The organism is Flavilitoribacter nigricans DSM 23189 = NBRC 102662, from assembly GCF_002646595.1.
Lineage (GTDB): Bacteria > Bacteroidota > Bacteroidia > Chitinophagales > Saprospiraceae > Flavilitoribacter > Flavilitoribacter nigricans.
This window is the reverse complement of sequence record NZ_PDUD01000021.1, coordinates 45,338-71,220: the sequence shown is the minus strand read 5'-3', so window position 1 is coordinate 71,220 and position 25,883 is coordinate 45,338. Positions and strand designations below refer to the sequence as shown.

At 52.5% G+C, this 25,883-nt stretch carries 12 protein-coding genes; 7 read left to right on the top strand and 5 right to left on the bottom strand.

The genetic code is table 11. The features are described 5' to 3' along the window. The first annotated feature begins 51 nt into the window (after positions 1-51). Positions 52-1,239: a CehA/McbA family metallohydrolase gene (locus CRP01_RS15745; RefSeq protein ID WP_099151029.1), complete on the top strand. Its 1,188-nt coding sequence runs from the start codon at positions 52-54 to the stop codon at positions 1,237-1,239. Between the two features lie 141 nt (positions 1,240-1,380). Here CRP01_RS15745 and CRP01_RS15740 read toward each other — a convergent pair whose 3' ends face one another. From CRP01_RS15740 to CRP01_RS42305, 3 genes are all read right to left on the bottom strand, one after another. Then, the gene (locus CRP01_RS15740) at positions 1,381-3,069 is read right to left on the bottom strand and encodes a SusD/RagB family nutrient-binding outer membrane lipoprotein (RefSeq protein WP_099151028.1); all 1,689 of its coding nucleotides are present in this window, start codon (positions 3,067-3,069) and stop codon (positions 1,381-1,383) included. 18 nt (positions 3,070-3,087) lie between these two features. Then, the gene (locus tag CRP01_RS15735; protein WP_099151027.1) at positions 3,088-6,420 is read right to left on the bottom strand and encodes a SusC/RagA family TonB-linked outer membrane protein; all 3,333 of its coding nucleotides are present in this window, start codon (positions 6,418-6,420) and stop codon (positions 3,088-3,090) included. A gap of 416 nt (positions 6,421-6,836) precedes the next feature. Then, the gene (locus tag CRP01_RS42305) at positions 6,837-7,013 is read right to left on the bottom strand and encodes a hypothetical protein (protein ID WP_170110389.1); all 177 of its coding nucleotides are present in this window, start codon (positions 7,011-7,013) and stop codon (positions 6,837-6,839) included. Positions 7,014-7,262: 249 nt separating this feature from the next. Here CRP01_RS42305 and CRP01_RS15730 point away from each other — a divergent pair, with 249 nt between their 5' ends. The 4 genes from CRP01_RS15730 (at position 7,263) to htpG (ending at position 15,506) form a co-directional block, all read left to right on the top strand. After that, positions 7,263-10,427, top strand: coding sequence for a glycosyltransferase family 117 protein (locus CRP01_RS15730; RefSeq protein WP_099151026.1), 3,165 nt, complete (start codon positions 7,263-7,265; stop codon positions 10,425-10,427). Between the two features lie 243 nt (positions 10,428-10,670). Next, entirely contained in the window at positions 10,671-11,111 is a 441-nt protein-coding gene (rpiB, locus tag CRP01_RS15725; protein WP_099151025.1) for a ribose 5-phosphate isomerase B, read from the top strand. 159 nt (positions 11,112-11,270) lie between these two features. Next, on the top strand, positions 11,271-12,890 hold the full coding sequence (locus CRP01_RS15720; protein WP_233752689.1) for a M28 family peptidase: 1,620 nt from the start codon (positions 11,271-11,273) through the stop codon (positions 12,888-12,890). 735 nt (positions 12,891-13,625) lie between these two features. Then, positions 13,626-15,506, top strand: coding sequence for a molecular chaperone HtpG (gene htpG, locus CRP01_RS15715; protein ID WP_099151024.1), 1,881 nt, complete (start codon positions 13,626-13,628; stop codon positions 15,504-15,506). A 92-nt stretch (positions 15,507-15,598) separates the two neighbouring features. Here the strand turns inward: htpG and CRP01_RS15710 are convergent, their stop codons facing one another. Further along, positions 15,599-15,790, bottom strand: coding sequence for a hypothetical protein (locus tag CRP01_RS15710; protein WP_099151023.1), 192 nt, complete (start codon positions 15,788-15,790; stop codon positions 15,599-15,601). A gap of 25 nt (positions 15,791-15,815) precedes the next feature. Continuing rightward, positions 15,816-16,295: a cyclic pyranopterin monophosphate synthase MoaC gene (gene moaC, locus CRP01_RS15705; RefSeq protein WP_099151022.1), complete on the bottom strand. Its 480-nt coding sequence runs from the start codon at positions 16,293-16,295 to the stop codon at positions 15,816-15,818. 400 nt (positions 16,296-16,695) lie between these two features. Between moaC and CRP01_RS15695 the strand changes: the two genes are divergently transcribed. Further along, positions 16,696-18,279 (top strand): amidohydrolase, encoded by a 1,584-nt coding sequence (locus tag CRP01_RS15695; RefSeq protein ID WP_099151020.1) that lies wholly within the window; start codon positions 16,696-16,698, stop codon positions 18,277-18,279. A 421-nt stretch (positions 18,280-18,700) separates the two neighbouring features. Then, positions 18,701-25,873 (top strand): T9SS type B sorting domain-containing protein, encoded by a 7,173-nt coding sequence (locus CRP01_RS15690; RefSeq protein ID WP_099151019.1) that lies wholly within the window; start codon positions 18,701-18,703, stop codon positions 25,871-25,873. Positions 25,874-25,883: the final 10 nt, after the last annotated feature.

Here is a 25,883-nt window from a genome sequence, read left to right as displayed (position 1 = left end):
CAATCATTCGTTTAGCGACGTATTCCGCCTAAAACAGTATCAAATCAGACCATGAAAAAGCTTTATTTTTTCCTCATTCCTGCCCTCTTCTTTGCCTGTTCCTCCCAACCGGAAATGGCCGAAGAAGAACCGACCGTATGGTTCAAGGGCAACACCCACGCCCACACGGTAGTGTGCGGCCATGCCGACACCTCACCGGACAGCGTAGCGCTCTGGTACCTGGAGCGCGATTACAATTTCCTCATCCTGAGTGAGCACAACAACTTCATCGATCCGGACAGCGTCAACCTGCCGGCCGGTCATCGAACGGATTTCATCCTGGTGCCCGGCGAAGAAGTTACCGGCCGTCAGGCCATTCACACCACTGGGATGAATGTGCAGCACTACGTAGAGGGGCAGCCGAGCTATCCCTACGACGCCAGTCTGTCAGCCGACGATCCAAATCTGCCGCCGGAAACTAAAACTTCCGTCATTCAACAGCATACCGACAGCGTATTACACGCCGGAGGATTACCGATTCTCAATCATCCGAATTTCGTTTCCGGCGCTCAGGTCGGTGATATCCGTCCGGTGAAGCGCCTGCATCTGTTCGAATTGTACAACGGCCATCCGGCGGTATACAATTTCGGTAATGAGCAACACATTGCGGTAGAAGCAAAATGGGACAGCCTGCTCACATCGGGTATGCTCATCCTGGGCGTGTCCTCGGATGATGCCCACCAGTTCCAGACCTGGTCGGAAGATGTCTCCAATCCCGGTCGCGGCTGGGTAATGGTCGACAGTGAAGGAGAGCTTACGCCGGATGCGATCACCCAGGCCATGGCCCGCGGGAATTTTTACGCTACCAACGGCGTCATGCTGGCCGAGGTGCACCACAGTGCGGATCGCTACGTCATCCAGATCGATACCAACTGGACCCGCCAGGCCATGGAATCGCCCTATATCATCGGTAAAAAAACGACAGAAGGCACTACCGGATTCAAGGTAGAATTCTTTGGAGATGGTGGGGCTTTACTGCATACCAGCACGGATCTTCAGATTGATTTCCCGATCGATTACGAGGGAGGTTACGTCCGGGGAAAGGTCAGCTTTACCCGCCAACTGGCGGACGGGCAATTCGAGACCTTCTACGCCTGGACCCAGCCGCGCTTTCTCGATGAACGCGCCGGCATGCTGGACAACAATGAGGTCTGGTCACCGAATCACGATCATGACCACGAGCACGGCCACGATCATTGATCTTTCCAGGCATAAAAAAAGAGGTGGTGAAAATTCACCACCTCGACTATTATGCTATTTACCACAACATTAATGTCCGTTTCTACTGGTCGCAATGTGCTTCGGGAAAATCCGAAAACACTCCGGTCAGTATAAATCCGCTTACCAGGGTTTGCCGGTGCCTTGCAGCAACCACGGCTTCGACCACTGGCTATCTTTTCCGCGTGCTCCGGAGTAATCCGTTATTTCCAGGCGGCTTACCGCTTCCAGAGCATTCGTTTCATTATTATTCAATTCGTCGGTCCCGTAGTTGAACCGTACGGGCAATACTGGTTGGGCGGCCGCCGGGCCGGCCGTCAGCGCGGGCAGGCCCGTTCTGCGAAAATCAAACCAGGCTTCGGTGGCGGCGGTCCAGCTCGCTACCCATTTCTGCTGAATGATCTGCTCCAGCGTACCGTCAAAGCTTACATTGGCGATGAAGTCGTCGTATTGATCGCCAACTTCCCAGGTTTCCAGAGAGGCTTTTACACCGTTCTGGTAATGCGCCGCTGCGTCACCCACGGACCAGCCGTTCAGCGCCGCTTCGGCCAGAATGAAATGAACTTCGGCCGCAGAAATGAGGCGGGCCCGCAGCAGGTCGCCGCCGCCTTCCCGGTACATTTCACTCAATTGGGAAACGTGCTGGTTCTCCACACTCTGCCCCGGCGTGGGATTCAGGTTGTAGGAAGAAGGTTGCTGTAGTCCGGCGGGCAATCCTACGTATACCGCGTCGTTCAGACTGGCGGCAGTCAGATTCGGATTGTAGCGACGGGTGAAAATATCACCCTGAGCGATCGCATCGATATACTCTACATCTTCCATCGCCGCGATGCCTTCCATGATCACCCCGTTTTTCCGGATAAAAGGATCTACCTCATCCGTCAGACTTTCGTCTTCCACCCACTGGCAATGTACCGGATCGATCCAGACCTCCAGTCGCGGATCAGCCGTGGATGTCAGTTGATCGATAAGGGTCTGGCAGGGTTTCAGTCTTCTGAAATTACTTCCGGAATCACCGGAATATTCCGTTGGCCAGACATCACTTCCCTGGCCGGTGTAGGGCAGGGTCGCATCCTGGTCCGCGGATTGCAGGTAGTTACCGGTCTGGTAGATCGCCTCAATACCGGATTGGGCCAGAGATGGATTCTTTCCGGAAATGCGCATGTAATACCGCAGCAAGAGCGAATTGGCAAAACGCTCCCAGTTCTTGATATCACCGTTATAATACAGGTCGTTGGAACTGTTGATGCCGGTATTATCCGCATTCGCGAAAAGTGCAGCAGCCGCTTTCAGGTCTTCAATGATGCCGTTGTAGATCGTTTCCTGGCTGTCGAATACCGGGTATTCGAAGCGTAGACTGCCTTCGTCTCCCTGCAGAGCGTCCGAATAGGGCGCATCTCCCCAGAGGTCGGTGATCGCACCGAAAATGAAGGATTTCATGGTCAGCGCCACGCCCTGGTGAAATTCCCAGTCGAGTTCTACCGCCCGTTCGTACATCAGTTTATTATTCCGCAGCAGTCCGAACCAGCCGGTCCAGTCCTGTGCGTTCCAGTTGTATTGGTTGTGGCCGTCAAACCAGCCATCTTTCTGCGTGTGTTGTACCACGCCGGCAATGTTGCCGTAGCCCAGTCCGAGATAATTCTGGGCGGCACCTCCCAGTACGATCGGCATGATCATATTGGGATTGGCCGTAGCCGGATCGATCCCGTTGGGATTCTGATTCAGCTCGGTCAGTTCTTTTTCGCAGGCCGAAAAAGTCAGTAAGATCAAACACAGGGAAAATACCCTGTACATATATATGGAGATTTTCATTTCGCTGTGGTTTTTCGGTTAAAAATCAAATGAAAGCTTGAAGCCGATCGGATTCGTGAAGGGCATGATATTCTGCCGCTCCAGCCCCTGACGGAATTGCATCCGCGTATCTCCCTGCGAACCTGAATTAGCCTCAAATGCTCTTTCGGGATCGATACCAACCTTGGCTTTAGTCCACAGGATCAGGTTGCGGGTGAACACCGCTACCGTAGCATTCCGCAAGCCGGCAAATTTTGGGATCTGATACGCCAGGGACAGTTCCCGCAGCTTCACGAAAGAAGCATCGAAGGTGATCGCCTGGTTGAAGTCCCAGGGATAGGTATCCGTGATCGGGTGCAAGGTGCCTTCCGTCGGATAGAGGTGCTCTTCGTAAACATCGTCCGAGAAATCGTCCGGCGTATCGGCACCGGCCACCTGGAATACGCCCGGAATGAAGGCACCGTCGTATCCGGCCACGGCGTTCCCACCGTCATCGTAATAGAACCCGCCGGTAGCCTGCGTATGACCGCCCACCCGGGGGAAATTACCGTTTTGAGGAATGATGTACTGATCGGGATTGGACCGCAACAGATCGATCAGTTCCTGCTGGGTCATGTTGCCGCCCGGGATAAGGTTTTCCAGTTGCCGGGACGACTTCCAGTCGGATTCACCGTAGCGATACGTATAGGACTGGAACTGTCCGCCGTTTCTCCAGTCGAAGCTGGCGGAAAGCGTAAATCTTTTGAAATTCAGAGAAGTCTGAGCGCCCAGCAAAAAGTCCGGATTGAAGTTACCGACCTTGATCCGGTTCTCACGGTCGCTCGGCAATTCCTGCCAGCCGCCATTGTTATCGAGTATCGGCCAGCCGTAGTACTGAGAGTTGGGGTCGGTTACCCGGGCGTAACCGGCACTGTAGATATCCCCGATCTCATCCCCTACGAAGGTGAAGGCGCCACCGTTGTTATCCTGCCACAGATCGATGAAATCCCGGCCTTCGGTCAATTCTTTCAGTACCGTTTTGTTCTTGGTGAAATTGAAGTTGACATCCCAGGAGAAATTGGTTCTCCGAACCGGCGTCAGTCCGAGACTGATCTCCCAGCCGGAGCTCTCGATCAGACCCGCATTGATCAGCTTTCCGGAATATCCGGAGCTTTGGGGCAAGGCCGTGGAAAAGATCTGGTTCTCATTTTCCATAATATAATAGGTCGCATCCAGGCGCAGGCGATTGTTCCAGAGGCTGAAATCCAGACCGAATTCCGTGGAGGTAGCGATCTCCGGCTTCAGGTTGGGATTCAGTAGTGTAGCCGGCACACTGGTGGTGGTAATGTCGTTGTAATTTCCCGTACCCAGAGTCGGTTCCAGGCGATAAGGATCCGTATCGTTACCTACCTGAGCCCAGCCGGCTCTCAGTTTAAACAGGGAAACTGCTGAGGGCAGATCTATCGTTTCGCTCAGTATCCAGCTCAGGGAAACCGAAGGATAGAAATAGGAGCGGTTGGATGCCGGCAGAGTGCTGGACCAGTCGTTCCGTCCGGTGATATCCACGTATAGTTTGTGGTCGTATCCGAAAGAAGCCATTCCGTAGACACTATAGATGGCCTTTTCGGCGAGACTGTTATTTACGCCCAGGTTATCCCGGTTGATGTTCTCTACGGTGTAGAGGCCCGGCACCGTCAGACCGATCCGGCGGTTGGTGGAGCCGATCCAGTTGCTGGTATTCTTCCGGCGCATGTAGTTCCCGCCGACCGATACATTGAAATCGAACTTACTCAGCGTTTTGTAGTACGAAGCCAAAAAGTCCGTATTACTTTCCTGATACGCCAGATCACTCAGGTAATAACCACCGTTGCTGTGGCGGCTGTAGCTGTAGGGGATCTTAGTTTCCCGGTTCTCATTGCTCTTATCCAGAGAGTGGCGTACAAACAGGGAGATCTCCGGCGTCAGGTCGTAATTGACTTTTACATTTCCGTACAAACGGTCCCGCAAAAAACTATTGGTCAGCGCGTAGGCGATAAAATACGGATTGTTGCCTTCCGTACTGGGGCGAAACTGCTCGATATTCTCTTTACCGGGCACCCAGTAATCCCGCAGATCGCGGATGTCCACGTGCGGCCAGACGTAAACCGCCTGCAGCGGGTTGGCTCCCCGGTTACCGGTATTGGGCCGGTCGTTGGATTCGGAGCGCACGATATTGATATTGGAACTAACGGTAAGCTTGCTGTTCAATTTGTAGTCGATACCAGTGCTCAAAGAATTCCGGTACAGGTCGGAATTGGGAATGAGTCCCCGGTGCGACATATTGGAATAGGACAGGCGGAAATTCCCGTTTTCATTACCACCACTAATGGCGATATTATTATTGGAAGTGATGCCCGTTTGCAGGAATTCCTTCATGTTATTCGGGTAGGACTTCAGTTCCGTCGGGATCGGACTGCCGTTGGCGTCTACCGGGCTGTTCCACTGGATCGCGGTGTTGCCGACATCCATCTGCGGACCTCCCCAGTAGGCCGAACCTTCATCCAGAACAGCGTTCCGCTCTCCGTTTGCGTAGAGGTAGTGATAATCCAGCAGGGTGCCGGCCGTCTCGAAAACATTATTGGTAGAAAAGGAAGCACGGAAACCTTTGGTCCAGGCGCCTGATTTGGTAGTGATCAGGATCACCCCGTTCGCCGCGCGGGAGCCGTAGAGGGCCGCTGCACTCGGTCCTTTTAATACGGAGATATTCTGAATATCATCCGGGTTGATGTCCGAAATGGCGTTGCCGTAGTCTACCTGGTTCCGGTCGCCGTTCTGTACGATATTATTAACACCGTTGGACATAGGTACCCCGTCTACCACAAACAGGGGCTGGTTGTCGGTGGTGAGGGAGGTCATCCCCCGAATGAGTACGTACACGGACGATCCCGGACCGGAAGTCTGGTTGATCGTTACGCCGGGCACTTTGCCGGCCAGGGCATTCAGTACGTTTTCCTGGGGGACTTTTTGCAGCTCCTCCCCTTCTACTTCGCTGACGCCGTAGCCCAGGGATTGTTTTTCCCGGGGTATACCGAGTGCCGTTACGACCACTTCATCCAGTACCAGGCTGGTCAGGACTACATTGATCTCATTGGCATCGCCTACCGTCCGGCTTTGGGTTTCTTTTCCCGCATAGGAAAATACTAAAACCGAACTGGCCTGCAGACCGGGTATCCGGTAGGTACCGTCCAGTTCGGTGGTGGTTCCAGTTTGTGAGCCTTCCACTAAAATGAAGACTCCGATGAGAGCCTCGCCATTTTCATCAGTAACCAACCCAGAAACCGTTTTCTGAGCAAAAGCACCGAAGGAAAACAAAACTGAGAAAATCAATAAAACGCTGGTTACGATTTTTCTCATGATAAATTGTTTTATGTTACTAATTGAAAGTCAACCGGATAGCAGAAAAGAAACAGAGAATAGGTGAGACCCGTAGACATGGATCTCAGATGTTGTGGTTTTACAAAAAACGGACATTTAACGGCCGGACCCTATTAGTTTTTTACCTAATTCATCTGTTTTTTTAACAGTAGCGGAGAAACAGGTCCCGTTTTCGGCCCATTTTAAATGGCACAGTGCAACACCATTCCGGATCGGGAACGTTAGCCATGCAGAACCGGATACAACGAAATGTATATCAGTCAGAAACAGGTATGGAAAAAAAAGGATAAGAAACGGACCTGCCGGGTTCCCGGCAATAGAAAGGTACCTGAGAATTGGTTGAAAACCGTTTCGGAGGAAAGGAATTTATAAATAACAATGTGTACAGACCCGGCCTAATCGACCTCTTCGTAGTCGACGTACTCCCCGTCTTCATCGGTTGTTTTCCGATCGGTCGTAGCTCGATTGTTGAGCTCGTCCTGATGGGGCCGGCGATTTAGGGCCGGAGGCGGAGCAATGAAAAATCGATAAATTCCGTAGATGATGGCGGCGGTAATTAGTAATTTAAGCATAGCTTTTCGTTTCGAATACAATACACGGGCAAATGTAAGCATTTTATAATTGCACTGGGTAGACGCATTTTTCCTTTCTGCGATCCGGTGCCTTATCCGTTGAAACAGACGGCCTTACGGGCCGATCCATCCCGGTGCCCGCCGGGCTTGCCCCCGGCAAGGGTTAATCAAATGTTTACAAAATGCAAACCGGGTATTCCTTGGCAATATTTTATTACTTTTGCAGTTCCTTTTTTTAAATGAAACTGCATGGGATCTTATAACAGACTCTATAAAATAACCGGCTGGCTGGTTTTCGCGATCGCTCTCACGGTATATTTCTTTTCCGCGGAGAGAACCGGCAGCCTTTGGGATTGTGGAGAGTTCATCCTGGGTGCCAATAAGTTACAGGTAGTTCACCCACCTGGCGCCCCTTTATTTCTGCTCATCGGCCGGCTCTTTACATGGGTGGCCGAAATCCTGTCGGATAACCCCGAAGATATTGCTTTTGCCGTCAACATGATGTCCGGGATCTGCTCCGCTTTTGCGGCGGGTTTTATCGCCTGGGTAACGATGATGCTCGGCAAACTCGCCCTCGTCGGTCGCAATGAAGAGACCGATACCGGTCAGAATATTGCCCTGGCCGGCGCCGGACTTGCCGCCGGACTTTCTACGGCCTTTGCTACTTCCGTTTGGTTTTCCGCAGTCGAAGGGGAGGTATACGCCATGTCTACCTTTTTCACCACGCTAACCTTATGGTCAATGATCCGCTGGTATACGCTGCCGGACACTCCTAAAGCGGACCGGTGGTTGTTTTTCACCATCTATGCGGCCGGCTTGTCTACCGGAGTTCACCTGCTGAGTTTGCTGACCTTTCCGGCCCTGGCCATGTTCTACTATTTCAAGAAATATAAGACCATTACCTGGAAAGGTATCGCCCTGGCTGCCGGTGCCGGTGTACTGATCATCGCAGCCGTGCAGAAGCTTATCATCGTTGGTATTCCGACGCTCTGGAGCTGGATGGAAATGTTCACGGTCAATACGCTCGGACTGCCGTTCCATTCCGGACTGATCCCTACCCTGCTGATCATCGGCGGTATTCTTTACTATGCGCTATACTACGCGCAGAAGAACAACAATGCACTGGTACAGAACCTGGCCGTTAGCGCCCTGTTGCTGATCATTGCCTTTTCCACCATTGGCGTGGTAGTCGTTCGGGCCAATGCCGACCCTCCCATCAACATGAACCGTCCGAGTGACGCCATGCGACTGATCCCTTACCTGAACCGCGAGCAATACGGTGAACGCGCCCTGTTGTACGGACCGGATTTCGACGCCCGCCCGTCCAACACGGAACTGTCCGATCGCTACGGACGGGTTGGAGATCGCTACGCAGTAACCGATTATAAGATCGATGTGGAATACGATTCCCGGGATAAAATGCTGTTGCCCCGGATGGGAGACGGCACCCAGGGACGACCTCGCTACTATAAACAGTGGATGGGACTGAATCCCGACGGGCCATTACCGGACGGGCGACCCAACCAAATCGATAACGTCAGTTTCTTCCTCCGTTATCAATTCGGCTGGATGTACTGGCGCTACTTTATGTGGAACTTCTCGGGGCGCCAGAACGGAGAACAGGGATACGAACCCTGGGATAAATCTTCCGGCCACTGGATCACCGGTATTAAGTTCCTGGATGCGATCCGACTGGGTCCGCAGGCCGAACTGCCGGAGCGACAATTGGACAATAAAGCCCGCAACACCTATTTTGCACTACCGTTCCTGTTCGGGCTCTTAGGTATATTCTTCCATTTTAAGAATCGAAGTAATGATGCTCTGGGGCTACTGGCCTTATTCGTCATAACCGGTATTGGTATTATTATCTATTCCAATCAGCCACCGCGAGAACCCAGGGAACGCGATTATGTGCTCGTCGGGTCCATATTCACCTATTGTATATGGATCGGGATGGCTGTACTAGCCCTCTTCCGGCTCTTGCAGAACCGTCTGAAACAAAGCGGTCCGGTAGCCGCCGGGGTAGCCGCCGCCATTGTGCTGATCGCGCCGCTGCTGATGGGCTTTCAGAATTTCGACGACCACAGTCGCCGTTACCACAAAGCCTCCCGGGATTATGCGTCCAACTTCCTGAATTCGGTGGAAGAGAACGCGATCATATTTACCTACGGTGATAATGATACTTATCCACTTTGGTACGCCCAGGAGGTGGAGGGCATTCGTACGGACGTACGGGTGGTCAACCTGAGCCTGATCGCCGTCGACTGGTATATTGATCTGCTGCGACGGAAGGTCAATGATTCGCCGGCCATTAAGATGACCATTCCGCAGGAAGGCTACCGGGGTAACAAACGGACCCAGGTATTTTTCAATAATCGCGCCAATACGCCATTTACCAACCGGCCGGTTGATCTGCAGCAATTCATGCAGCTGATCGCGCAACCGCGGCAGGTACCGCTGGTAGGCGGACGTTTCGCGGAAGGTTTCTACGAAACGGATCAGGTCTACATGAATGTGAACAGGGAAGAGGTGCTGGCCAACAACGTTGTACCACCGGAACTGGCCAACCAGATCGTTTCTCAGATCCCGATCAATATCCAGAACCGGAGCCAGCTGATCAAGGACGATGTCGCCATTCTGGACATCCTGGCGTCTAACCTCTGGGAGCGCCCGATCTACTTTGCCGTTACCTGCCGTCCGGAGAAATTCTTCGGGATGGATGACTATATGCAACTGGAAGGTCTGGCCCTGCGCCTGGTACCGGTCCGCAGCCAGAGCGATCGCGTTTACGGCGTGCTGGGTAGTGGCCGGGTAGCGACGGATAAGCTCTTCGAGAATATTACTGAAAAATTCCGTTGGGGCAATTTCGATACGCACGAATCCTACGTAGATCGCAGTTATATGCCGAGCCTGCAAAGTATGCAGTTTGCCATGCGGCGGGGCGCATTTGCTATGCTGGCGGAAGGCAAAAAGGAACAGGCGATCCAACTGGTCGATCAATATTTCGAAGCTTTCCCGGCGATGAACTTCCCCTACGATTACCGGACCCTGACCATGCTGGATGTATACTTCCAGGCCGGCGAGTATGAGAAAGCCAAACCGCATATGGAGATCCTGGCGCAGAGTACTTACGATTTTCTGGAGTACATCGACTCGCTGGATCAGGCCACGCTGAACAGTTACGAAGGAGAATTCGGTGCCTTTTTCAACGTGATGGAGCGCCTGCTCAACGAAGCGAGCCGGGCGGGAGATTCTGCCTACCGCCAGGAACTCAACAACCTGTTCGGCAGTCTTTCCTTCTTTAATGAAGTGAACGCTCCGGATATGCCGGCCACACCGCAGGTACTGGACACGCCGCAGGATACGGCACCCCAGCCGATCTCTATCGATCCTTCCGATACGACCATTAACTAAGGTGTAGTCGGTTACGATCGTTAGCGTGCAAAAAAGCCGCGGCCGGAAGATACCGGCTGCGGCTTTTTTCGTTACGAAACACGCGAGTGTCCCGAAGTCCGCCACCATAGCCCGGCACAGTCCGAATTCAAAGTAGCCAGCTTCCGTATCCAAACATTCCTTCCGGGATTCCCGCCCACGCTCTGGCAAATTACCTTATCTTGCAGCGATTTTTAATTGTCTACAGTTCAACGTAAAACGATCATGCCCAACGTAAACAATATCGCTATCGGATGTGACCACGCCGGCTTTCCCTACAAAGCGGCCATCATTGCCCATCTGGAACAAAAGGGGATCAGCGTACAGGATTTTGGCGCACCCTCTGCCGATTCAGTAGATTATCCGGATTTTGCCCACCCCGTCGCCAAAGCGGTCGAGACCGAACAGGTGGATCTCGGCATCCTGCTCTGCGGCAGCGGCAACGGCGTGGCGATCACGGCCAATAAACACCAGTCCGTGCGGGCTGCACTCTGCTGGCTACCGGAGATTGCCGCCCTGGCCCGCCAACACAATAATGCCAATGCACTGGCCCTGCCCGTACGCTTTGTATCCGAGGAAACCGCACTGCAGATCGTGGATGCCTTCCTCGACAGTACCTTTGAGGGCGGACGTCACGCACGACGCGTAGGTAAGATCAGTTGCTGATCGTATTTAGGCTAAAGGTAAAAGATATGACCTGCTTATACCCACTTCTATTTTCTCTCCTTGAAATGCCTGACTCTTGTTCGGCAAAAGACAGAAATCAGGCTTTAAGACAATAAGTTAGCCGGAAATGGTATTTTTAATTTACAAACTGAATTAAACATGAAAAGATACTTGAGTGCATTTTTCGGTGCCTGGTTGTTCTTTGTGCCCGCATTAACGGCGCAAATGAGTTCCGACCGGGTCCCCGAAAGAGCCAAAGATGCTCCCTCGCCTACCAAACTCGCTCAGACGATTACCGCCCAGGATATGAAGCGGCACCTGAGCACCATTGCCAGCACCGAATTCGAAGGCCGGGAAACCGGTACGGACGGTCAGAAGAAGGCCGCCGAATACATTGCCCGGTATTTCCAGAAACTGGGTATTCCAGCCATCGGTAATGACGGCAATTACTTTCAGCAGATCAATTTCTTTGCGGAAAACTGGGAAAATATCGACCTGGAAATGGACGGAACGCCACTGCGCCATCTCTGGGATTACTACGCCATGCCGGCCGATAACGAGAGCCGGGACTGGAAGGATATCGACGAGGTCACTTTCCTCGGATACGGTATTGATGATCCTGCTTACAGCGATTATAAGGGTACCGATGTAGCGGGTAAGGCCATATTGATCTACCCGGACGAGCCTAAAGACCGGAAAGGGAATTACCTGGTCAGCGGCACCTCTAACCCTTCGGACTGGTTTGAAAATCTGGAGAAAAAGCTGCAGGTAGCCAAACAACACGGTGTGGAAGTGGTCTTTATCATCGACAATGACTTCAAACAGAACGTCAGCAATGCGCGTAGGGAGATCCTGAACCGTCGTCTGGCGATGGTAGAGTCATTGCCCGAAGACCGGAACCTGGCCAATAGCGTTTTCCTTTCTTCTGAGGTAGCTAAAAAAATGATCAGCGGCGAGTTTAAAAAAGTGGTGAAAGCCCGGAAGCGCATCCAGAAAAAAGGCAAACTCCGCAGCGTTAGCATTCCGGTAAACCTCCGGCTTCGTCAGGAGAAATCCGTACGCAGTCTGGTCGGTGAAAACGTACTCGGTTACATCGAGGGTACGGATCCCGAACTGAAGGACGAACTGCTGGTGATCACCGCTCACTACGATCACCTGGGCAAACGCGGGGAAGATATCTACTTCGGTGCGGACGATAACGGATCCGGCACCTCCACAGTTCTGGAAGTGGCCCAGGCATTTGCCCAGGCTAAAAGCGAAGGCTGGGGTCCGCGCCGAAGCGTCCTAATCATGCTGGTATCCGGTGAGGAAAAAGGCCTGCTCGGTTCACAGTACTACGTCGAATACCCGATCTTCCCGCTGGAGAACACCATTGCCAACGTCAATGTGGACATGGTGGGACGTGTCGATCCCAAGCACGAAGAAAAAGGCAACAGTGACTATATCTACGTGATCGGTTCCAACCGGCTGAGCACCGAACTGCATCAGATCAATGAAGATGCCAATGCGCGCTACACCCAACTGGAACTGGACTATACCTACAACGCCGAAGATGACCCGAATCGCTACTATTACCGGTCGGATCACTACAACTTTGCCGAGCGCGGCATTCCGGCGATCTTTTATTTCAACGGTACGCACGAGGATTATCACCGCACCAGCGATACGGTAGATAAGATCAATTTTGAAAAGATGGAAAAGATCGGTCGCCTGGTATTTTATACCAGTTGGGAACTGGCTAACCGCGATGATCGCATTAAGGTGGATGTCAGACCCTAGAAATACTTTGTATTTTTAGCTCGGTGCGTGTAGCCAGGTTGCTGCCCGCACCGGGGTCCTAAAATAAAAAAAAGGTCGGTGAGACGAATCCCACCGGCCTTGTGGTTGAAAGTGAGGTTGAGGTGGACTCTTACCCCCCCGTGAGTCTACCCGCCTCACTAACTTTTTTAGACCCTTTTGTCAGCGGCTGCTTTTCGCATTACCGCACAGGGTTATATTATTTTCGTATGAGCAAAAGCCCGGCTACCCCCCAGAAGCCAGGCTTATTGCTACATACGCAAAAAGCTTTTCTGGATAAATGCATACGGTCACTTCAACCGCAATTGCATTTGTCAAAGTATGTGATCAGTATTACGATAATCGCATAGAAAGGTTACAAACGAGCTGGAACAAATTCAAATTTTATTAAAAAATGAATTTGCGGTACGCTCAGAATGGCAATCAAGCAATTACTGGACGCTTTGACGTAGGAAATGTCAAGCAGCGTCTCAAAGCTCTTTTGGAAAGAAAAAATGTTTTTTTGTTAAGTCCCTCTCAATTATGCTGCAAATTAAATAAATCTATTTTAATTTTCAATATCTGTCCCCGTTTTTTTCCGTTGTGGCCCTGCGCCTGCTGCTTCGACCGGACTTTACTGTCTTACTGACCCTACGTACGGAGGGCAAAATCCGTCATTTTGTCAGTTCCGACGCTCTGGCATAGGCTTTGTTACTTCAAAGGCAAAAAGAAATAGCTATGCAAAAAGGTACTATATCCGTACAAACGGAAAACATTTTTCCCATAATTAAGAAATTTCTGTACTCTGATCACGAGATCTTCCTCCGGGAGCTGATCTCGAATGCCATTGATGCCACGACAAAATTGCAGACGCTGGCTTCCAAAGGTGAATTCAAGGGCAAGCTTGGTGATCTGATGGTAGAAGTGATCATCGATAAAGACAACGGCACCCTGACCATCCGCGACCACGGTATCGGGATGACGGAAGAAGAAGTACAGAAATACCTCAATCAGGTAGCGTTCTCCAGTGCTGCCGAATTTCTGGAAAAATATAAGGACGATGCCAATATCATCGGCCACTTCGGTTTGGGATTCTACTCCGCCTTTATGGTAGCCGACAAAGTGGAAGTACGCACCAAATCCTGGAAGCCGCGGAGTAAGGGCGTGACCTGGGTGTGCGAAGGGGACCCCGAATACGGCATTGAGAAGAACGATAAAAAAGAGCGTGGTACGGATGTGATCCTCTACATCAACGAGGAGAACAAGGAATTCTTGGAAGAGGGCCGTATCGAATCGCTGCTGCAGAAATACTGTAAATTCCTGCCGGTGCCCATCAAATTCGGTACTCGCACGGAAACTGTAGAATTAGAAAGCGAAGGCGAAGATGAAGGCGAGGAAAAAGTAACCAAGGAGATCGAAGTTGACAATATCGTCAACAATCCGAACCCGATCTGGAAAAAGCAGCCCAACGAGCTGACGGATGAGGATTACCGTTCTTTCTATTCCGAGCTCTATCCCTTCAGTACCCCGCCGATGTTCTGGATCCATCTCAACATCGACTATCCGTTCAATCTGACGGGTATCCTGTACTTCCCCAAAGTGGGCAACTCGATTGAGATCCAGAAAAATAAGATCCAGCTGTACAGCAACCAGGTGTACGTTACGGACGACGTGAAAGAGATCGTACCGGAATTCCTGACCCTGCTGCACGGGGTGATCGATTCACCGGATATTCCGCTGAACGTTTCCCGGAGTTATCTGCAGGCCGATCAGAACGTGAAAAAGATCACCGGATACATCACCCGGAAGGTGGCCGATAAACTGCAGGAACTGTTTAAGGCCGACCGGAAAGATTTCGAAGCCAAATGGCCGGACCTCGGAGTGTTTATTAAGTACGGTATGATCTCCGAAGAGAAATTCCACGATAAAGCCACCAAGTTTGTGCTGTTGAAAAACGTGGACGGGGAACACTTTACCCTGGACGAATACCAGGAGAAAGTAAAACCCACTCAAACGGATAAGCACGATAAGGTGATCTATATCTACACCAATAATGCCAAGGAGCACGATAGTCTGATCCAGCCGGCAAAAAATCGTGGTTACGACGTTTTGGAACTGGATAACATCATCGATAACCACTTTGTCAATCACCTCGAACACAAACTCGATAATGTCACTTTCGTACGGGTGGATTCCGACACCGTGGATCAACTGGTGCAGAAGGACGAGGAAGTAGAATCGGTGATGAGCGAAGACGAACAGAGCCAGGTTAAAACGATATTTGAAGTACTGGCCGGACAATCCGGCAATCAGGTGGTACTCAAACCTATGTCACCGGATGACCAGCCGGTGGTGATCACCCGGCCGGAGTTCATGCGCCGGATGAAGGAGATGCAGGCCATGCAGGGGATGAGCATGGATGCTTTCCCGGATTCGATCAATCTGGTGGTCAATACCAACCACCCGCTGATCGCCTCCAAGCTCGTCGGTGAGAAAGACGCCGACCAGCAGCGAGAACTGGCGGAATACCTTTACAATCTGGCCCGCCTCAACCAGAGTATGCTCAAGGGAGCCGAGTTGACGCGGTTTATCAATAAGAGTTTAGAGTTTCTGAAATAGACGTTTCACACCCGGTGCCCGGTAGATGGCCTTCGCCTTCTACTGGGTTCCGGGTTATTTTTAGCTTTGGCAGGGGGGCTACAAACGAGCGGCTAATCCCGATTTTTGTCGCCACCTGCCTTCACTTTCTTCATTCCCCAGTATCCCACCAGGGCCAGCACGGCTCCCAGCGCCATCAGTAGCCGGCATTCTTCCCAAAAGATAAGCCCCTGTAGCCATAAGGCAGCGGGCAACAGGAATGTGATCACGCCACTCGTCGTCAGGATCAGCCAGATCTTTTTCATGCGTTTTTCTGGTTATAAGCATCCATTAATTCCGCTTAAAATCCCTTTTCCCACCCGATTTGGCCATTAGTTTCGTTTCCCGGATCACGATATCGTGGCTGAAAGCTTTGCACATATCGTACACTGTCAGCGCCGCCACGGAGGCGCCGGTGAGTGCTTCCATTTCCACCCCGGTTTTTCCCGTGATGATCGCGGTACAGATGATCACAACTTCCCTTTCTTCATTTACCTGAATGTCGATACCGATCTTTTCCAGCGGCAGCGGATGGCACAGTGGGATCAGTTCCGAGGTGCGTTTGGCGGCCATGATGCCCGCCAGGATCGCAGTTTGGAATACAGGGCCTTTTTTAGTGTGCAATTCATCATCTTCCAGCAGATCCATGATCTCTTCGGTCAGTTGTATAATGCTCTGCGCGACCGCTTCCCGCCGGGTGACCTGCTTTTCTCCCACATCCACCATCGATGGATTTCCTTTTGCATCCAGATGAGTAAATTGATCTGACATGTTTTTGTATTTTGGCTCAGTGAATTAAAGGTAAAGAAATGTAAAATGCGGTTCTGGTTTGTACTGAGATAAATTGGCATGGGAAGTCCCACTCAATTTTCGTCAGGTACCGCTTTTGGAATTGCGCCGGGTATTTCGCCACCAATGGTAAGCCTTTTTTGGGCTAGCCGGCGAAAATAAGCAGCAAAAAGATCACCGGAGTAAACTATTAGGCGATATTCAACCGGAACCACCCCGACAAACCACCGGAACTGTATCTTTTTCCGCCCTGCCAGCAAATTGTTTTGATCCGACGCTCTGATTGTACATCCGAACTGAATGGCCACCGGCCAAGAAACCACTATGCGCTTACCGGATCACCGAGACCATTTTTCACCGTAAATAATAAAATCAAATCATTATGCGAAAATGCTTACTAGTTTGGGTGTTATTGTGCACCGGAATGACACTTTGGGCACAATCCGGCGAGGACCGGAAGTTGGAAAAACTGAAGGCAGAAGTGCAGGAGAAAGTCGAAGGTCGGGCCAAGATGGCTCAGGTAATGGTCGATAAGATCTTCAGTTTTGCCGAACTCGGCTTTCAGGAGTACGCCTCATCCAAATACCTCACGGACATCCTGGAAGAGAACGGATTTACCATCGAACACGGGATCTCCGATGTGCCGACCGCCTGGTGGGCCAAATGGGGCAACGGCAAACCGGTGATCGCTGTCGGTAGCGACCTGGATTGTATCCCGAAAGCGTCCCAGAAACCCGGCGTGGCCTACCACGATCCGCAGATCGAAGGAGCTCCCGGTCACGGCGAAGGGCACAATTCCGGTATTCCGCTCAATATCGTTGCGGCTATCTCCGTCAAGGAGATCATGGAGCGCGAAGGTATCCCGGGTACCCTGATCCTCTGGCCCGGTGTAGCGGAGGAACTGGTAGGTACCAAGGCCTACTTCACCCGCGACGGCTACTTTGACGAAGTGGATATGTGCATTTTCACCCACGTTTCCAACAATATGACCGTATCCTGGGGACAGGCCCGTGGTACCGGGCTGATCTCCGTGGAATATACTTTTGAAGGGGAAGCGGCCCACGCCGCCGGTTCTCCCTGGCGGGGCCGAAGCTCGCTGGATGCCGTAGAACTGATGAGTATCGGCTGGCAGTACCAGCGCGAGCACCTGGATCCCATCCAGCGTTCGCACCACGTGATCAAAAACGGTGGAGACCAACCGAACGTGGTGCCTTCCGAAGCCTCTATCTGGTTCTACCTGCGCAACGTCACCTATCCCCGGATCATGGAGATGTACGAAAAGTGCAATAACATCGCCGATGGAGCTGCCCTGATGACGGGCACCGAAGTGAAACGCAAAGTACTGGGTTCTGCCTGGCCCCGGCACTTTAACCAAGTGATCGCCGAAACCATGTACCAGAATATCCGCCAGGTGGGCCTGCCGGAGTGGAGCGAAGCCGATCAGACGCTGGCCAGAGCGCTGCAGCGTGAGGTCAATTCTCCCCGGGACACCAACGGGCTGAGCACCAAACTGGATACGATTGGCCTGCCGATCAGTCGCCCGATCAGCGGTGGTTCCGACGATATTGGGGACATTTCCTGGAAGTTGCCGACCGTCACCCTCCGCTTCCCGGCCAATATTCCCGGACTGCAGGGGCACCACTGGTCCAATGCCGTGGCCATGGCCACTCCGATCGCCCATAAAGGCGTAGTAGCGGGCGCCAAAGCAGAAGCCATGACGCTACTCGATTTCTTCCTGAAACCGGAACTGGTGGATCAGGCCTGGGAATACTTCCGCAACGAGCAGGGGATGAAACAGAAGTACGTACCCATGGTGACCGAAGAAGACAAACCGGCCACTTATCTCAACAAGGACATCATGGAAACCTACCGAAAGGAAATGGAAGCACTGTACTACGATGAGACCAAATACGACACCTATCTTGAACAGTTGGGCATAAAATACCCAACCGTGCGGGAAGATTAGTCCGCAGTCGGTATCTGAATTGTCGCCAACGGGCCGGAAGTATTGTCATCTTCCGGCCCGTTGATGCTAATATATAGTGGTTCTGCCACTTAAGTGGTTCTGCCACTATAAATAATCTAGAATATTTCCTATTTTGCAGCTTGTTTTTGTACCACAAACCGATATATCCCATGAACGTCAAAAAACCGCTAAAGGATTTCGTCTGTCCTTGCCTGAAATTCTCATTTTCATTTTTAACAGACCACCAGGAACATACCGAATAGGTTAAGCCTGATTTCCTGAATTCCAAAACCTTTACCGGAACTTCACTTACCACATTCCTACCCTTACAATCAAGCACTTACTGAGTTACCGGTAAATTGGGCTCCTGGAGTTTGGGCCAGATATTGTATATAATCCCTTGTCAAACATATAAAGCATTATGAGAAAATTGCTACGCATCCCAAAACTATCGATCATCTGGTTGATGCTTTTTAGCCTGGTGCTCAACACCGCCTGGCTGCCCTCTGATGAAAAAAGCAATACAAACCGCACCGATAATCACACCTTGCCCGTAGGACCACCCGTATTCACGGACCCAATCCCTCAGGACATTACAGTCAGCTGTATCAATGATGTACCGGCACCGGTTTCCCTCAACGCAACGGATGATAACGATCCATCTTTTCCGAAATTAATCGTTTCCGTCGATAATCCTCCGTTGAATACGTTGAGTGCCTGTTCCAATGCGACCATTACGCGTACCTGGACGGCGGTGGATACGGCCGACAATCTGACGGCCACCGCAACCCAGATCATTACGGTACAGGCGGACGTTACCGGACCGGTCTTCGACCTCTCTCCGGTTAATGATACCGTTTCCTGTGAGGTAAGTAAAATGGACGCCCCGGCGTCTCCGGATCGCTACATCAACTGGATCAGCAATCTGCAGGCCGCCCTGGCTACCCGCCTGGAAGATGGTTGCTCCGGGGTGGAAACTTTCACCAATGACGCTCCGGCCAATTACGAGGAAGAATGCGGTACGCTTACCGTTACCTTTACCGCCACGGACAGTTGCGGTTGGTCTACCGACTGGATTGCCACCTATACCGTAATTGATGCGGAGGAGCCGGTATTGACCGGGGTACCCGCGGATCTGGTCCTGAGTTGTGCCGATCCGATCCCGACCGCACCAACCGTAACGGCTTTGGACAACTGTGCCGGAGTGGTTCCGGTGGACTACAGAGAAGAGAACAATCAGTTTATCGGCGGTAACTGCCTGGAATACGAGTACAACATCCTGCGGATCTGGACGGCGCTGGATAATTGCGGCAACGAAGCCCGGGATACTCAGATCATTATGGTGCAGGATGAAACGGGTCCTACCTTCGACCCGCCGGCACCGATCACACTTACCTGTGATGACGACATCAATGATCTGGAACTCACCGGTGAGATCAGTAACCTGTCGGATAATTGTACGACGGTAGACGAGATCACCGTCAATTTCACCGATAACATCACCGGTGGCGACTGCCCTTATAACTTCACCGTAGTAAGAACCTGGCGGGCGTCCGACCGCTGTGGCAACTTCAATGTCCGCCAGCAGGTAATTACCATCGAAGACAGTGTCGGTCCGGAATTTGATGTACCGGCCGATATCAGTGTAGACTGTACGGAAGCCAATGACCTGAGCCTCACCGGCCAGCCTACCAATATTACCGATGCCTGTGATCCGGATCCCGATATTTCCTACGAAGATGTACTGACCCAGGGCTCCTGCCCCAGTGAATACACCATCCGCAGGACCTGGACGCTAACCGATCGCTGTGACAATGTCACCAGTAAAGATCAGATCATTACCGTTCAGGATCAGCAGGATCCGAATATTACGGTTAATGCGGCCGATGAGCAGATCAGTTGTATGGAAGGAGTGGATATTAACCAGGCCTTTGCCGACTGGCTGAGCAGCCGCGGCGGCGCCATGGCCGTTGACAACTGCTCCGATACCGAAGACCTGAGCTGGGCGGCTTATAATACCGGCACCAGCAATCCTCCGAGCCTTCCGGCCCTGGATTGCCCGGCTACCGGAGGTGTATTGCGCAGTCAGACGATTGACTTTATCGTTACGGACGAATGTGGCCGGAGCGATACCACTACCGCTACCTTCGCCCTGATCGATGACCAGGCGCCCGTGCTGAGCAACTGTCCGGAATCATTTTCCATTCCCAACGATCCGGGCACCTGCGAAGCGGACTTTGTACTGATGCCGCCGGTGATCGAAGAGAACTGCTTTTTCAATACGGGGAATGAAGATGTCTCCGCATCGGCTACCCTCACCAGTCAGGCGGCTCCCGGCGAAGAAGGGAATACGCCGGTTGATCCGGTGGAATTGAGTTTCGCCTTGGCCGGCGAACTGCCGCTCAATGCCAACAGCGATGCCACCCTGACCATTGATCTCGTCAACGTAGACGGCGAAGAGATCAATGAATTTTTCAATGTACTGGGTGAAGACGGCAACCTGATCGGCTTCACGGAAGGTACCAACGCTCAGTGCGGCAATTCAACCTCGGTATTTACCCTGCCCGCCTCCACGATCAATAACTGGGCGGTAGACGGGGTCATTACGATCCGGCTGGAGCCGAATATTCCGGCGGGCATGGACGGACGTTTTGCTATTAACGCCATTTGTTCACCCACCGGCATGGTGAACGGGAACATCACTTTTGAGACCAAACAGTTCCCGTCCATCGTTTTTGCCTACCGGATCGATGATCTGATCGATTCGACCGTGGTTGATCCGATCGCACCCATTCCGGTAACCCTGCCGCAGGGCGACCACACCGTTACCTACTTTGCGACTGACTGCGCCGGCAACGTAGATAGCTGCGTATACGTCATTTCCGTAGAAGATGTGGAAGCGCCGATGATGACCTGCCCACCGGATGTTACGCTGGATCTGCTGGGAGATTCCTGCGATATTGCCTATACTTTGCCATTGCCTCCGAATATTACCGACAACTGCGGTGTTTACGTGGACGGTAATCAGGTACAGCCTAACGATACTGCGAGCGCATTTTTGACCTTCTCTTTTGATCCCAACCTGACTGATTATCTGGCGGAAAACCGAACGATCTCGTTTACGGGAGTAGCGGCCAACGCTGTGACGGATATCGCCCTGACGATGGATTTCCTCGGAGATTTCACCGGCAACCGGGCCGTCATGGAGGTATACGGTGAGGGCAATACGCTGCTGGGACAAACCACGGCCGGTGCGGCCAACTGCAGTACTCCCGGCCAGCTGAATCTCACGATCCCGGCCGCCACTTTCAACAGCTGGGCCAGCGACGGGACGCTCGATATTCGCCTGCAACCGCTCAATGTACCGGTACCGCCCGGGGTTCCCGGAGACGGGATCAACCCCTGCCAGCCGGATTCGGTCAGCATGAATGGGGATAACGACGGGCTGAGCTACGTTTTCCTCACTCTGGACTACGGTCTCCTGCGTCCCAGCTATTATACAACGGGAGCTACGGAGATCCCACTCACGGTAATGGCGGAACCGATGGTTTCACCGACTATTGATTTTGCCGTGGGCGAAACCGATGTGTTTTACATTGTACGGGACCTTGCCGGCAATCCGGATACCTGTAGCTTTAAAGTGACGGTAGAAGACCCCATTCCCCCGGAAGCCTTGTGTAAACCGCTGGGCGCGTTACCGATCAACCCATCCGGTCTGCAGGTAGAAGTATTTGATGTCTCGGATGTGGATTTCGGCAGTTACGACAACTGCAGCATCGATACCGCTTTTATTTCACCGAATACGTTCACCTGTGCCGACGGCGGCCAACCGGTAACCATCACGCTGACGGTGCAGGATGCAGCCGGCAACAGCAGCGAATGTACTACGACCCTCGGGATCACCCTCCAGGGACCCGAGCCTACTTATAACTACGGACTTTGCGGTGGAGATTCGCTCTTCCTCTTTGCCAATCCGCCGGCTCCCGGTCCGGAAGCCTATACCTACCGCTGGTACCGGGCATCCAATCCGGGTGCGGTGATCTCCACCAAACGAAATCCGGTGATCTCAAACGTAGATCCCACTTTTGAGGATTTCTATACCGTGGAGATCCAGGGTATCTTTAACGGATGTAGTGCAGAAAATTCCGTCTTTGTAGAAGTGAATTCCATTCCGCTGCAACCAGAGCTGGTGACCCAGTCTACCTTCTGTAGTTCGGAGTCTGTGAAGCTCAGTTTTTCGGGTAACATTCCCGATGACGGCGACAATATCAATTTTTACTGGTATTCGGGTACAGCGCCTAACGGAACGCTACTGGCAACGACCCAGGAAGCAGAATATACCATACCGCCGCCCCATTCACTGGGGAATAAACAGTACTACCTGATCGTTGAAGCCAATGGTTGTACTTCGCGGCCCAGTCAGACCAAAACGGTCAATATCGTCACCCGGCCGGTGGCGGATATCACCCAAATGGACACCTCCGTTTGTGCCGGCGAAGTGATCACTCTGAGCACACTGGTGGCCGGACCTACGATCAGTGGATACAAATGGAGCGGACCCGATAATTTCACCTCTACCCAGCAGTCGCCCAATGTGGGTCCCCTGGCCACTACCAAGGCCGGGCATTACTACCTGACCGTGGCGCGCAACGAATGTGTATCGGCGCCGGATTCCGTACTGATCAGCGTACGCCCGAAACCGGCAAAACCGGCTATCACGTATAATGGTCCGATCTGTGAAGGAATGAATCTAACGCTGACCACCACATCTACCGGGGCCAGCTCATACCACTGGTTGCACAACACCGACGAATTCATCACTACCGTACCGTCTTACACCGTAGCGGATGCCGACCCGTCGGACGGCGGCAACTGGCAGGTAGCGATAACCCGTAACGGTTGTACTTCCGATCCGGCCAATCCGGTCAATGCGATCGTCAATCCGGCTCCGAATGCCATTGCCGACGCCGATCCGGTTCCGGTTTGTGTTGGTTCTGCGGTTACGCTGATGGGAGATTCGGATATCAGTGGGGTAACCTATAAGTGGACCGGCCCCGGCATTCAGCCGCGCTTTTCGAAAAATCCGGTGATCAATCAGGCCAGTCCTGCAAATAACGGCACCTTTATCCTGGAGGTCACCAGTCAGCCCGGTTGTAAAGACACCGCCAGCGTGGAAGTACGGGTAGTGGACGGGATCACCTCCATCGATATTGTAGATGATGCGCCGAGCTGCCTGACCGGTCCGACCGATATTCATCTGGTACCGTCAGTCTTCCCGGCTGATGATGGCTCCTATATGTATACCTGGCGCCGGAACGGCATGGTTTTCTCCACGGAAAAAACGGCCGTAATTCCCAACGCAACCGAAGCGGACAGTGATAACTATTCCCTGGAAGTAACCACCGGCAACGGCTGTTCTTCCGGCTTCGTCACCTATACGCTTGACCTGAAAAATGCTCCGCTAACCCCGAGTGTCCCCACTTCACCGACCGGTTCCTTCCAACATTGTCTGGGAGACGATATCGTGCTCCGGACCAACGACTTTGCCGGCGAGGGGAATTCGGTTACCTATTACTGGGTAAAAGCGCAGAATAACCAGCAGATGTCGACCACTGTTCCCGAACTGATCATTGAAGATGCTCAGATCGACGATAGCGGTCAGTACAGCGTTTATGTGATCATAGACGGTTGTACGTCTCTGAATTCCCCGGCCGTCAACGTTACGGTAAGCACGATCCCGACCGTCACTGCGGCCAGCAACAGTCCGGTGTGTGCGGGTAGTAACATCCAACTGATGGCCAATTCGGCTCAGGGTGCTACCTACGCCTGGGGAGGACCGATCACTTCCAGCCTGCGCAATCCTTCTTTCAGTACCGCGGATCAGTTGATGCCTACGGCCGAATATTTCGTGATCGCCAACCTCAACGGTTGTAAATCCGATACTGCTTTTGTGAACGTAACGGTGAAGCCTTCCCCACGGAAACCATCCGGGCTATCCAACGGCCCCCTCTGTATTAGCGGTTCGGAAGAAGTTCTGGAACTCTCCGTAACCCCCGGCAGCTTTACCAATGGCGCCAGCTATCGCTGGTACCTGAATGATACCGAAAACCCGATCGGAGCGCCTACTACCGATACGACTTTGGAAGTAAGCACCTTTACCGGCTTTTCGAACGGCACTTACGATTTCTTTGTCCAGGCGAATCTCGACGGCTGTACATCGACGCTTTCCAATCCGGTAAGCGTTACGCTGAATACCGTACCGACCAGTCAGGCATTTGCCGGACGGGATACGACCATCTGCTCGGGTGACTTTGCCCTGCGGGGAGCGGCTCCGCCGATCGGGGTCGGTCTGTGGACCCAGGTTGCCGGTTCGTCCGAAGGCGTAACGATCGCCAACCCGAATGATCCGCGTTCTCCGGTAAAGACCCTGACCATCGACGGCGGACCATATACCTTCCGCTGGACCCTGTCTAACGGTGCGTGTCAGAACTATTCGTTCGATGAAGTTCAGGTGGTCGTCAGCTCCGGCGAAACCGCCCAGGCCGGCGACAACATTTTGGCCTGTGCCGACGAGATCGTCAACCTGAGTGCGAACCCCGTATCGGGCAATACCAGCGTAGGTCGATGGTCCCAACCGGAAGCTCAGAACCTTTTGGGTGTAAATATCGTAGAAGAAAATAACCCGACCACTTTACTGGAGGGTCTGGAGCCGGATAACGTATACGTTTTCACCTGGACCGTCACCAGCGAATGTGGTGTCAGCGAGGACCGGGTAAACGTCATTATTTCGGATCCCGCGCCTTATGCCGGGCCGGATACGGTGGCTTGTAACAACCGGGGAGTGTTTATCCTCGAAGCCGCAAGACCTACCTCCGGCAGTACCGGGCAGTGGACTTCCGAAGACGGAGATCCGATATTCTCCTTCCCCAATCAGCCCGTTACGGAAGTACGCGGTCTGAGAGAAGGAGAGAACGTATTCTACTGGACCGTGGATGAAGGATACTGTGGAGAAGGATCCACAGATTCCGTTACAGTGACGTATAAACTCCCGCCCGTAGTGAACGACGAGAGTTTTGAAATAGAATTTCAACAGGCTACCGAAGTGAACCTTCTGGCCAACGACCAGGTCCCGGCGGGTACCCGTACGGAGATCGTGAGTGGTCCGGACCAGGGCGTTCTGGAAAGCCTGGGTGATGGTAATTTTGAATATGTCCCGAATTTCAACTTTGTTGGCTTTGACCAGGTCAACTACGCCGTGATCAGCGAAGGTTGTATCACCGCCGAAGGGACGGCAACTTTTATGGTAGGCACCGATGCCCGCTGTCAGGCACCGAACGTAATTACGCCCAATGGCGATAATATCAACGATACGTTCACCGTACCCTGTCTGCTGGATCTGGATCGCTTCCCGGAAAGTCAGGTGATCATCTTTAACCGCTGGGGAGATGAGGTATTCCGATCGAATATGCCCTACCAGAACAACTGGGATGGCCGTTTCAACGGACAGGAGCTACCGGCCGACACGTATTTTTACGTAATCAACTTTGGGAACGGTGAGCCCCGGCAGACCGGATTTGTCATGATCCAGCGCTAGGGACTTTTCA

Coding starts and splice junctions, on each gene's coding strand:
- CRP01_RS15745 (WP_099151029.1), top strand. CDS start 52: ATGAAAAAGCTTTATTTTTTCCTCATTCCTGCCCTCTTCTTTGCCTGT.
- CRP01_RS42305 (WP_170110389.1), bottom strand. CDS start 7,013: ATGCTTAAATTACTAATTACCGCCGCCATCATCTACGGAATTTATCGA.
- CRP01_RS15735 (WP_099151027.1), bottom strand. CDS start 6,420: ATGAGAAAAATCGTAACCAGCGTTTTATTGATTTTCTCAGTTTTGTTT.
- CRP01_RS15690 (WP_099151019.1), top strand. CDS start 18,701: ATGAGAAAATTGCTACGCATCCCAAAACTATCGATCATCTGGTTGATG.
- htpG (WP_099151024.1), top strand. CDS start 13,626: ATGCAAAAAGGTACTATATCCGTACAAACGGAAAACATTTTTCCCATA.
- CRP01_RS15710 (WP_099151023.1), bottom strand. CDS start 15,790: ATGAAAAAGATCTGGCTGATCCTGACGACGAGTGGCGTGATCACATTC.
- CRP01_RS15695 (WP_099151020.1), top strand. CDS start 16,696: ATGCGAAAATGCTTACTAGTTTGGGTGTTATTGTGCACCGGAATGACA.
- CRP01_RS15740 (WP_099151028.1), bottom strand. CDS start 3,069: ATGAAAATCTCCATATATATGTACAGGGTATTTTCCCTGTGTTTGATC.
- moaC (WP_099151022.1), bottom strand. CDS start 16,295: ATGTCAGATCAATTTACTCATCTGGATGCAAAAGGAAATCCATCGATG.
- CRP01_RS15720 (WP_233752689.1), top strand. CDS start 11,271: ATGAAAAGATACTTGAGTGCATTTTTCGGTGCCTGGTTGTTCTTTGTG.
- CRP01_RS15730 (WP_099151026.1), top strand. CDS start 7,263: ATGGGATCTTATAACAGACTCTATAAAATAACCGGCTGGCTGGTTTTC.
- rpiB (WP_099151025.1), top strand. CDS start 10,671: ATGCCCAACGTAAACAATATCGCTATCGGATGTGACCACGCCGGCTTT.